Below are 9,646 nucleotides of genomic sequence, written 5' to 3' on the forward strand. Positions count from 1 at the left end.
GACGTCCGCTTGCGTCGTTTAGATTTTTACCACACGTATCAGGAATTTTTGGCGAAAAGCTGGTCGAATGTCCAGAAGCTTGTTGAAACCTGAACTTGACTACAGAATCGCCTCTCACCTGGATCATTTAAAAGACGCAGCACTTTGTTGCAACCCGTTTGCTGAAGTAACCTTCGTCCGGATGGTCCATACAGTCGGAAATTCACCTGAAACAAGTTCTACAAACTTTTGGTTTGTTTTGGGGATCGTTCGGTTGCCTCCGCTTTGAAAGCAGCGACAATCGAGCAACAAACTAAGGCGGAGGCCCTACACCTCGAAGACGGTCTCACCTCCGACAACCGTGCGCAGGACCGACAGTTCATTCAAGTCTGTCGAATCGCTGCGCAGCGGATCTCCGTCGAGCACAACAAAATCCGCCAAAAGTCCCACCGCTATCCGACCTTTGTCCGATGACTCACCGGTGAGACGAGCGGCTGCGCTTGTGTAACCGGCCAGCGCCTCGGACGCGGAAACCCGTTGCTCCGCACCCAGAACGTGACCTTCTCGCGTAACACGATGTACGGCGGTGTTCATCGTGAAGAGCGGGTTCACTGGAGTGACAGGGCAGTCGCAATGCAGCGCGTAGGCAAGCCCCGCCGCCACGACCGACGCCACGGGGCTGATCCGCTCGCCGCGACCCGGTCCGAGAAAACGATCGCGGTGCCGGTCACCCCAGTAGTAGACGTGGTTCACGAAGATCGACGCCACCACCCCGAGTTCGACCATCCGCGCGATCTGATCTTCCCGCAACGTCTGAACGTGCTCGAGTCGATGCGAAACTTCGATGTCCGGGTGCGCTGTCCGTGCCGCTGCAATTGCGTCCAATGCAAAATCGATGGCCTGATCACCGTTCGTATGAATCGCAACTTGCCGGCCGGCAGCGTGATGTTCCTCGACGAGTGCCCCGAGCGCGCCTGCCGGGATTGCCATTCCGCCGCAGCGGCATCCGCCCAGATCGTGGTACGGCTCGGTCAGCGCAGCGGTGTGCAACTGAATCGACCCGTCCGAAATGAGTTTGACGCCGCCCACACGAACTCGCTCGGTCGGATCGGCGAGTTCACCCAACTGATCGTGAACCCCGTGGCCGAGATAGAGGCGCGCACGCAGCCTCAAGTCACCATCGGCGTCGAGTTGCCGGTACGCCTCGTACATCTCGGCCGTGACGTACATGTCGTGGAAACTCGTCACGCCCACCGACGCCATGACTTCCTGCGCCCGCAGCATCGCGATCTTGGACGCATCCGGGTTCATATCCGGAACAAGTCCGTGCACCAGAGACATTGCCGGAACCTCGCACAGTTCACCGGTGGGTACACCGTCGCTGTCCCGAACGATGACACCACCTTCCGGATCGACCGTGGTGGCATCGATTCCGGCCTTCTCCAGTGCGACCGAGTTGACATAGATCCCGTGAGCAGACAAGTGCCGCACCAGGATCGGATGCTCGGTGGAAGCTTTGTCCAGATCAGCTACGGTCAGGCCTCGATCTTCCGCCACGAGGCTGTCGTCGAAGCCCCACGCTTCGATGGGCTCGCCAACTGGTGTGATCGCGGCCCGCGCGGCCAACGCCGTGATCAACTTCTCGATGGTCGGGCACGTATTCGTCGTTGCGTCGACCCCACTGAGCATCAAACCCCACATCATCGGATGGAGGTGCGTCTCGATGAACCCCGGAACAACCACCGCTCCGGCGAGATCGACAACGGAGGTTTCGGAATCGGTCAGCGCCGCGATCTCGGCGTCGGTTCCGAGGGCGACAAATCTGCCGTCCTTGACTGCCACAGCGGTCGCGTTGTCGCCGACCGCACCGTCCATGGCCCTGATGTCGCCGTTGATGTAGATGTGGTCAGCCGCCGTGGTCATACACTTGTCTCCATTCGTTTTCCGACAACAGTCGTCGAGGATTTCTTCGCGGGTATCCGCGTCGCCACAACCACTCCGGCCAAAATCATTCCGGCACCTGCAAGTTGGACGAGAGTTGGGGTCTGCGCAAGCATCACCGCGCCGAACAACAGTGCTGACGCCGATTGCAACACGAGGCTGGCGGCGACTGCACTGGCAGGCAGACGCTGACTGGCGCTGGCTACCAGCAGCCACCCGATCACCTGAGATACCAACGCGAGCAGCACAAGCCAACCTTGAGCTACGAGTGACGGTGTCAGATCCAAAGTTTCACTCACGAGGCCGTATGCACCTGCCGTGAGGGCAGTGGCTCCCGTCGAGACGAACATCGGCAACGCCGTTCTGCCCGCCGCCCGAGTAGCCAGACCCATCAGGAAGATGTAGACCGCGTACGCGCCTGCGGCGATCACGGCAAACGACACTCCGACAGCAGGATTCGACCCGGTGAGTGTTGTGCTCGTCCCGGCTACCAGAGCAACTCCGACGAAGAGCAACGGAAGGCTGGCGACCAGTTCCCGGCCGATCCGTTGGCGCAGGACAACGTAGCCGAGGATTGCGACGAACAGCACCTGCAAATTCAGGATCACAGTCGAAAGACCTGCCCCGATCGAATGAATCGACTCGTGCCAGAGCACCAGATCGATTCCGAGGAACGCGCCGGCAAGTAGAGACTTCACGATCCAGGGCGCCGAGATCGAAGGCCGGGGTGACCGACGACGCTGAACGAGCACGAGCATGCCGAGAGGGATGAGCGCATAGAGACACCGAAAGAATGCACCCGTCGACGGAGACACTCCTGAGAGTTCGTAGAGCACCGAGGTCAACCCGAGGATGCATGCACCGGTGACGACTACGCGCAGGTCACGACGGCGTAGTTGATCGCCGGACGGCTCGCGTGGCGATACTTCATCACTCATAGTGATAATGTATCACCGACGCGAAGCCTGTCATACAGGGAAGATGCGTGCATGAGAACTCCGGTTACCCGTGAACGCGTGATCGCTGCCGCAGCCGACCTGGTCGACAGCAAAGGCGCCGACGCTCTGGTACTGAGTCAACTCGCCGAGACCCTCGACGTCCGGCAGTCAGCCCTGTACAAACACGTCGACGGGGTCGACGACGTCCACCATCAACTCAGCCTCCTCGCACGCAACCTTCTCGCCGAACAACTGCGTGCCGCCGCGGTCGGTCTCTCGCGCGACGACGCCGTCATGGCGCTCGCGGACGCATGGCGTGCGTTCGTCCGAGTACACCCCGGGCTCTACGCCATCACCGACCGCTACCCCACTGCTCCGCATCCCGATCTGGTCTCCGCCGTCGGCGAGGTGGTCGACGTCATCAACAAGGTGATCGCGGGATACGGTCTGAGCCCGGATGATTCGGAGCAGGCGGCGTGGTCTCTTCGCAGTGCGCTGCACGGCTTCTGCATCCTCGAATCGGTAGAGGGACAACCGGCCGGCACCGACCCGGATCGGGTGTATCGACGACTGGTCGAACTTCTCTGCGCCGGTATTGCTCGTATGTAGATACCGGCTCCTGTTATCGTCGGATGAAACGACACAGACCAAAAAGGATCAGACATGGTTGGTGAACTCGACATCTCCGGATAAAACCGGGCATGACGGCCACCGGCAGACGCCTCGGAGCGCTGCCGTCGTGGCCATGTTGTCGTTCACTTACCCGACTCCTTGCGGAGCAGCGTTGCCGCGCCCGCACAACACTTGAGGTCTATTCATGTCCGATACCTACATCGTTTGCTCGAATCTGTCTTTTGCCTGGCCGGACGACACTCCGGTCTTCGACGAATTGTCATTCACCGTGCCCGGCGGCCGAACCGGGCTGGTGGCCCAGAACGGCGTCGGGAAAAGCACTCTGCTCAGATTGATCGCCGGCCAGTTGCGGCCGCGCGCCGGCAGTGTGTCCGTCGACGGCGTTCTCGGATACCTTCCGCAGGACCTGCCACTGACGGGCGATCTGACCATTGCCGAGGTCTTGGGCATCGCCCCGACGCTCGCTGCGTTGGACGCAGTCGAATCCGGGGACACACGAGAAGAACACTTCACGACAATCGGGTCCGACTGGGATATCGAGGAACGAACGCGAGCCCAACTCGGTCGACTCGGTTTGGCCGACATGACGTTCGATCGTCGCCTCGACACTCTGAGCGGCGGGCAGGTCGTCTCGCTCGGACTGGCGGCGCAACTCCTGCGACGCCCCGATGTCCTTCTCCTCGACGAACCCACCAACAACCTCGACCTGGACGCGCGCCGCAGGCTTTACGACGTTCTCGACGACTGGAGTGGCTGTCTGTTGGTGGTCAGTCACGATCGAGGACTACTCGACCGCATGGACCGCATCGCCGAACTTCACAGCGGCGAGATCAGCTTCTACGGTGGCAATTTCACCGACTACGAAGCCGCGGCACGCTCGGCTCGCGAAGTGGCGGAGAAGAACATCCGCAACGCCGAGCAAGAGGTCAAGCGCGAGAAGCGCGAACTGCAGCAGGCCCGAGAACGTGCTTCGCGACGCGCAAGTAACGCTGCCCGCAATCTCGGGAACGCGGGCTTGCCCAAGATCTTTGCGGGGACCATGAAGCGTAATGCTCAGGAGTCGGCAGGCAAGGCCAACGAGACACACCTCGCCCGGGTCGACGCGGCGAAGGACCGACTCGACAAAGCGGGCCGCGCTCTTCGAGACGACCAGACGATTTCACTCGAATTGCCTGGCACACATGTACCCGCCGGCCGGACGGTGTTCCTCGGTGAGCGAATGCAATTCGCGTTCGGTGATCATGCGATATTCGCCGACTCCGGAATCGACCTGGCCATTCGAGGACCGGAGCGTATCGCGTTGACCGGGCCGAACGGCGTCGGAAAGTCGACGTTGCTACGCATCGTCAACGGGGATGTGGCGCCGACTTCCGGTGAGATCACGCGAGCCGACGGTCGAGTGGCATACCTGTCGCAGAGGCTCGACCTACTCGACCCCGCACGCACCGTCGCAGAGAACTTTGCCTTGTCTGCTCCAGGCCTACCGGCACCGGAACGCATGAACATCCTGGCGCGCTTCCTCTTTCGGGGTGCGGGTGCTCATCTTCCCGTCGCTGCACTCTCGGGCGGTGAACGACTGCGGGCTACATTGGCGTGCGTTCTCTTCGCCGATCCGGCCCCGCAGCTGCTTCTTCTCGACGAGCCGACCAACAACCTCGACTTGGTAAGCGTTGCTCAACTCGAAAGTGCCCTGAATGCATATCAGGGGGCGTTCGTGGTGGTCAGCCACGACGAGAGATTCCTGACCGAGGTCAAAGTCGAACGCTGGCTCAGGCTCTCGGACGGCCGTTTGACCGAGGTCGCCGCACCGGACGCAGTGAGCTGACACGAGAAGTGAACAGACGAAAGGCCTTCACACACATCGTGTGTGAAGGCCTTCGTCTGCACTACTGGTCAAGGTGTCCTGGTGTACACCGGATCGTCGAAGGATCGACGTTGCGTCACCCAGTCCGTGGACAGGATGTTCTCGATCACGTCTTCACGGGATTCGTCGAACACGACAATCCGATCGGCGATTCGCCATTCACCATGGCGCCTTTCGAACCTGTCGACGTAACGGCATTTGATCGTCGCAAGCGTCTGCACCGTATCCGTACCGGAACGCTCTTGCCGCAGAAAGCACAAACAGTACGACTCGCACTGAGCGACATCGCCGTTGACGTCGATCAGTATGTTGGAAATGCAGTGAATCGACGAGTCGATCGTCTTGTGTCTGAGCTTCATGTCTTCGATCAGCCCGTCGACGGTTCCGATGTAACCACCATGGTTGTCTATCGCGTCGTCGAAGTAGCAGAGGGCCACGCTGTCGAAATCCTTCCGATCGACGGCCCGAGCGTAGCGATACAGAACTTCGGTGATTTCTTGCTTGTCAGCGAGGGACACGGTCAGGCTCCTGTTCTACCCGATGATCAATCAACCTGCAGTTCAACACCCTTGGTCTCCTTGATGAAGAAGACCGTGACGAGGGTGATCACCGCACAGAAGACGAAGTATCCAGCCGGAGCGAGAGAGTTACCGGTCAAGCTGATGAGATAGGTGGCGATGAAAGGCGCGGTGCCACCGAGGAACATGTTGGTGACGTTGTTACCCAATGCCAGACCGCTGTACCGCACAGATGCTTTCAGCATTTCGACATAGGTCACGTACGAAGCACCGTTGACAACGGAAACGCAGATGAAGAGCACCGACTGACCGACAACCGCCTGCCAGATGCCAGAACCGGCCATCATCATGAACATCGGGATGCCGAGAACCACTGCGGCGGCACTACCGGCGAACAGCACCGGCCGACGCCCGTACTTGTCTGCCATGTATCCCGAGATCGGCAACGTGATGACGCCGAGAACCAGTGCAAGAGAAGTGGAAAGGAAAGCAACGCGCGACGAATGACCGCCGGTGGTCTGCAGGTACGTCGCGGCATACACCGAGGCGATGTAGTAACCGCCGGTGATGAGTGCGCCCAGCAGGATGATCTTGACGACGCTGCCACCGGACGTGCTGAGCAACTCACGGATGGGAAGCTTCTTGGTCTCGCCCTTGTCCTGCAGTTCTTCGAACTGAGGAGTGTCTTCCATCTGGCTGCGGATCCAGATACCGATGCCACCGATCAGCAGGCTGAGCAGGAACGGGATACGCCAAGCCCATTCGAGGATCTGCTCTTGCGAGAACACCGACGTCAGGCCGAGGGCCATGAGCGAAGCTGCCAGCGAACCCAGGTAGGTGCCGGTATTGACCATCGAGGTCTGCGTCGCACGCCACCGTTTGGGAGCGGACTCGGAGACGAACGCGTTGGCGCCGCCGAGTTCACCGCCGGCCGCGAAGCCCTGCAGGCAACGAGCCAGAACCAGGATGGACGTCGCCCACACACCCAACGTGGCGTAAGTCGGAAGCAGGCCCATTCCGGCTGTCGCGAGAACCATCAGGAGGATGGTCCAGGACAGCGCGTTCTTGCGGCCGTACTTGTCGCCGATGTGGCCGAAGAAGATTCCGCCGGGCACGCGTAGGAAGAAGGCCACGGCGAATGCTGCAAAGGTACCGAGCAGTGCTGCGTTCGGGTCATGGGAAACGAAGAACAGCGCGGCGATCGTCGTGGCCATGTATCCGTAGATACCGAAGTCGTAGTACTCGACGACGGTACCGACGATGGCCGCGCGAATTACCTTCGTCGTCGACTGTCGTTCGGTTGCCACGCTGCTGCCCTCGGTGGATTCGGCTCTCGCCATGGTCTCATTCTCTGACATGTTGTTCCCTGCCTGGATTGGATACTGACTGGATTCGGTGCCGCGCAGACGTCGGACGTCAGGAGTGCGCGATGGAATGGACCGGTGCGCTCTCAGCGCTGGTCCTGGTGTAATTCGCCGCATTACGTCCCGCTACGCGGCCCATGGTCAAAGCGTTGGCAACCGCATTGCCGCCGCCCACGTATCTCAGTCCGAGGATTCCGGCGCCGGCCTCACCTGCGGCGTACAGACCCTCGATAGGTACTCCGGTGCTGCCGAGCACGGCCGCATCGGTGTTGATCTCCATTCCCGCATGCGTACAGACGAGCTCTGCCGGAAGGATTTTCGCGGCATAGAACGGAGCTGTCGCAATAGGATCCGGATTGCCGACGGCACCCTTGTTCCGCAACGTGCGATGACGGAGGAAGTCGTCGTCGTGACCGCTGGGCAGTTGGTCGTTCCATCGACGCAGGGTTTGCGCCAACGTCGCAACCGGAACACCCGTAGCCACTGCGAGGTCTTCGATCGTGTCCGCACGAATCGTGCCACCGGCGGCGACTTCTTCCTCGATGCGTTCGGGATTCCAATCCGCATATCCTGGAGCCAGATTCACGCGAGCGTTCTCGTCGAAGATCATCCAACCGTATCCACCTTGATGGTCGATGATGCCGGTCGAGACCGCGTACGAGCTGTCCTCGTCCATGAAACGACGGCCGTCCTGGTTGACGTAGATCCGCGACTTCGGCGGAAAACCGGCCTGCCAGTGGTGGAATCGCTGGAAGTAGACGGTGGGCAGCATCAGACCCCAGCCGTCGCCCGCCAGGGAAGCACCGAGGTCTTCGGCAAAACGAAGATGGTCTCCGCGGCTCCCCTCGGCTGCGACGACGAACAAGGCCTCTCCGGCCTTGTTCGCGTCCGGGACGTGGCGTTCCACCAAACCCGGATCTTGCGCGACTCCACCGGAGGCAACAACGACGGCGCCCGCAGGCACCTCGATGTCGTCGGCGACAACGCCGACAACCCGACCGTCTTCCTCGATCAGCTTCTGCACCCGTGTTCCGAAGATGACCTCGATCCCGTGCTTGCGACGAGCCTTGTCCAGCACCTGAATCAGTCCGTATCCCTGATCCTTGGGCACGTGGCCGCGCCAGACGTCCTCGACGCCGGCTTGGGCGAGTCCCGGCTGGTGAGCGTTACCCGAGATCGCCGCGGGAATCTCGACGCCGAGTCCGATGAGCCATTCCAGTGTCGGACCGGCGTTTTCGCAGAATGCACGAATCAATCCGGGTGAGAGCATCCACTGGTTGAGGTCCATGTAGTGCTGGAAGAACTTCTCTGCCGAGTCGTCGACTCCGAGGCCGGCCTGCACGCTCGTTCCGGCGGCCGTGAAGATGCCGGCCGACAGCGCGGTGGATCCACCGAGTTCGGTTTCGGATTCGAACAGCAGAACGGATGCGCCTTCTTCAGCTGCCGACACCGCAGCGGCGAGACCTGCTCCGCCGCCACCGATGACAACGACGTCCCAGTGTTCGGTCATGAAAGTTCTCCAGTCTCCGCGATGATGCGGTGGTAAAGACCGTTCGACACCAACCCGCCGTCGACAGTGAGTTCCGTACCGGTGGTGTAGGTCGAACTGTTCGAGAGCAGGAACAGCACTGCTTCGGTGATCTCGTCGAGAGTTCCCATGCGTCCGAAGGGAACCGACTTCAGTGACGCGGCGACGAAGTCGTTCGCGCCGCCGAGCAGCGCCGTACCGACCAGTCCCGGGTGCACCGAGTTGACGCGAATCCCCCACTGCGCGAAGTTGCCTGCGGCCGACTTCGACAGACCGGTCAGACCCCACTTGCTCGACGAGTAAGCCGGAGAGAAGTATCCGATCTGACCGGCGATGGACGAGATGTTGACGATCGATCCGCCACCACTCTCGCGCATCAGCGGCGCCACCGCCTTCATACCGTAGAACGGGCCGAAGAGGTTGATCTTCATGGTCAGCTCCCAGATGTCGTTCGGGGTGTCCATGAATTCGAGCCGACGCGAGATACCGGCATTGTTGACCAGTCCGCCGAGTTCCCCACGGGTGGTGCGAATTTCGTCGACAACCCGGTCCCAGGCATCGGCATCGGTGACGTCGAGAAGATGAGCGGATGCCGATCCGCCTGCGGCGACGATGTCGTCGACCACGCCGGATGAATCCGAAACATCGGCAATGCAGACATGCGAACCGCGCGCGGCGAGAGTGCGCGCGTGATGCGCTCCCATCCCGGCAGCACCGCCGGTAACGAGAACGACGCCGGGATATGTCGTGGACTCAGACATGCCGCGAACCACCGTCCACCGCAATGCTGTGCCCGGTGACGTAACGCGCGCTGTCCGAGAGCAGGAACAGCAGCGGGCCGAAGACCTCTTCGGGCGAGCCCAGACGATGCAGTGGTACCG

At 61.0% G+C, this 9,646-nt stretch carries 9 protein-coding genes; 2 read left to right on the plus strand and 7 right to left on the minus strand.

Annotated features, from left to right (window positions below; all coding sequences use genetic code 11):
• Positions 1 to 306: 306 nt before the first annotated feature.
• Entirely contained in the window at positions 307 to 1,902 is a 1,596-nt protein-coding gene (locus RWT78_RS14590) for an amidohydrolase (protein ID WP_314676421.1), read from the minus strand.
• The gene (locus RWT78_RS14595; protein WP_314676422.1) at positions 1,899 to 2,858 is read right to left on the minus strand and encodes a DMT family transporter; all 960 of its coding nucleotides are present in this window, start codon (positions 2,856 to 2,858) and stop codon (positions 1,899 to 1,901) included. The genes RWT78_RS14590 and RWT78_RS14595 overlap by 4 nt, the downstream gene beginning before the upstream one ends.
• 51 nt (positions 2,859 to 2,909) lie before the next feature.
• Between RWT78_RS14595 and RWT78_RS14600 the strand changes: the two genes are divergently transcribed.
• Both RWT78_RS14600 and RWT78_RS14605 read left to right on the plus strand, forming a co-directional pair.
• A complete protein-coding gene (locus RWT78_RS14600; protein WP_003940110.1) occupies positions 2,910 to 3,467 on the plus strand; it encodes a TetR/AcrR family transcriptional regulator in 558 nt (185 codons plus the stop codon).
• A 208-nt stretch (positions 3,468 to 3,675) separates the two neighbouring features.
• A complete protein-coding gene (locus RWT78_RS14605; protein ID WP_003940187.1) occupies positions 3,676 to 5,316 on the plus strand; it encodes an ABC-F family ATP-binding cassette domain-containing protein in 1,641 nt (546 codons plus the stop codon).
• 68 nt (positions 5,317 to 5,384) lie between these two features.
• Here the strand turns inward: RWT78_RS14605 and RWT78_RS14610 are convergent, their stop codons facing one another.
• The 5 genes from RWT78_RS14610 to RWT78_RS14630 form a co-directional block, all read right to left on the minus strand.
• Positions 5,385 to 5,873, minus strand: coding sequence for a nuclear transport factor 2 family protein (locus RWT78_RS14610; protein ID WP_030535188.1), 489 nt, complete (start codon positions 5,871 to 5,873; stop codon positions 5,385 to 5,387).
• 26 nt (positions 5,874 to 5,899) lie between these two features.
• Entirely contained in the window at positions 5,900 to 7,213 is a 1,314-nt protein-coding gene (locus RWT78_RS14615) for an MFS transporter (protein WP_007731424.1), read from the minus strand.
• Positions 7,214 to 7,289: 76 nt separating this feature from the next.
• Positions 7,290 to 8,747 (minus strand): FAD-dependent oxidoreductase, encoded by a 1,458-nt coding sequence (locus tag RWT78_RS14620; protein WP_314676423.1) that lies wholly within the window; start codon positions 8,745 to 8,747, stop codon positions 7,290 to 7,292.
• Positions 8,744 to 9,526: an SDR family NAD(P)-dependent oxidoreductase gene (locus RWT78_RS14625; protein WP_037128614.1), complete on the minus strand. Its 783-nt coding sequence runs from the start codon at positions 9,524 to 9,526 to the stop codon at positions 8,744 to 8,746. The genes RWT78_RS14620 and RWT78_RS14625 overlap by 4 nt, the downstream gene beginning before the upstream one ends.
• The coding region (locus tag RWT78_RS14630) for an SDR family oxidoreductase (RefSeq protein WP_314676425.1) at positions 9,519 to 9,646 on the minus strand (128 nt) is incomplete at its 5' end. The genes RWT78_RS14625 and RWT78_RS14630, both read right to left, overlap by 8 nt.

The sequence above is a fragment of the uncultured Rhodococcus sp. genome (assembly GCF_963525155.1).
GTDB classification, from domain to species: domain Bacteria; phylum Actinomycetota; class Actinomycetes; order Mycobacteriales; family Mycobacteriaceae; genus Rhodococcus_F; species Rhodococcus_F qingshengii.